1 rRNA gene is annotated in these 1,573 nt (G+C 58.0%); it reads right to left on the bottom strand.

Annotated features, from left to right (window positions below):
* Positions 1 to 90: 90 nt before the first annotated feature.
* Positions 91 to 1,562 (bottom strand): 16S ribosomal RNA (locus BLU18_RS14460).
* Between the last annotated feature and the right edge of the window lie 11 nt (positions 1,563 to 1,573).

The following is a 1,573-nucleotide window of genomic DNA, read 5'->3' as shown; positions in this document are numbered from 1 at the left end:
TTCTTCGATGCCCGGTCGGGCGGGTGGTCGAACCGATACCTTGGACGGCAGTAGTGTGGTGGGCCTCCCGTGTGGGAGGTCCCGATCAGTAGGAGGTGATCCAGCCGCAGATTCCCCTACGGCTACCTTGTTACGACTTAAGCCCCCTTGCGGAGCCCAGATTCGACACGGGTAACCGTGCCTCATCCGGACCCCACTCGGGTGCTTTGACGGGCGGTGTGTGCAAGGAGCAGGGACGTATTCACCGCGCGCTGCTGACACGCGATTACTACCGAATCCAGCTTCATGAGGGCGGGTTTCAGCCCTCAATCCGAACTACGACCAAGTTTAGGAGATTACCGTCCTCTCTCGAGGTTGGAACCCATTGTCTTGGCCATTGTAGCCCGCGTGTAGCCCAGCACATTCGGGGCATACTGACCTACCGTTGCCCGTTCCTTCCTCCGTGTTAGCCACGGCAGTCTTCCTAATGTACCCACCCGGCCGAAGCCGGTGCTGGCAATTAGGAATGCGGGTCTCGCTCGTTGCCTGACTTAACAGGACGCCTCACGGTACGAGCTGACGGCGGCCATGCACCTCCTCTCAACAACTCTGGCAAGGTCATCAACCTGACCGTCATTACTGTTGTCGATGCTGGTGAGATGTCCGGCGTTGAGTCCAATTAAACCGCAGGCTCCTCCGGTTGTAGTGCTCCCCCGCCAATTCCTTTAAGTTTCATCCTTGCGGACGTACTTCCCAGGCGGTCTGCTTAGCGGCTTCCCTACGGCACAGCACCCACTCGTAGTGGGAGCCACACCTAGCAGACATCGTTTACGGCCAGGACTACCCGGGTATCTAATCCGGTTCGAGACCCTGGCTTTCGTTCCTCACCGTCGGATCCGTCTTCCCAACATGCTTTCGCTATCGGTGGTCCGTCCAGGATTACAGGATTTCACTCCTACCCAAGACGTACCTGTTGGGTCTTCCGGTCCCAAGCCACACAGTTTCCACCGGACGCCCGCCAGTTAGGCTGGCGGATTTCCCGATGGACTTGTGTGGCCGGCTACGAACGCTTTAGGCCCAATAAAATCGGCCATCACTCGAGCTGCCGGTATTACCGCGGCGGCTGGCACCGGTCTTGCCCAGCTCTTATTCCACTACCACCTTACGGTAGTGAAAAGCGAGGACTGTATGCCCTCGCACTCGGGGTCCCCTTATCGCACTTGCGTGCAGTGTAAAGGTTTCGCGCCTGCTGCGCCCCGTAGGGCCCGGAATCTTGTCTCAGATTCCGTCTCCGGGTTCTTGCTCTCACAACCCGTACCGATTATCGGCACGGTGGGCCGTTACCCCACCGTCTACCTAATCGGCCGCAGCCACGTCCTACAGCGTCGGAACGTTTGCACGTCTCGGCTATTCCAGCGCGAGACGGGTATGAACTATTAGCCTCAGTTTCCCGAGGTTATCGTTCTCTGTAGGGTAGTTTGGCCACGTGTTACGGAGCTATTTGCTACGAGTGTGAACTCGTACAACTAGCATGGCTAAATCGGACCCCGATAGCAATGGCCTCCGGCAGGATCAACCGGAATGGTCTCACTCC

Origin of the sequence: Haloplanus vescus (genome assembly GCF_900107665.1) — an archaeon.
Lineage (GTDB): Archaea > Halobacteriota > Halobacteria > Halobacteriales > Haloferacaceae > Haloplanus > Haloplanus vescus.
The sequence above is the reverse complement of the archived record's forward strand: the minus strand, read 5'-3'. Positions and strand labels throughout refer to the sequence as shown.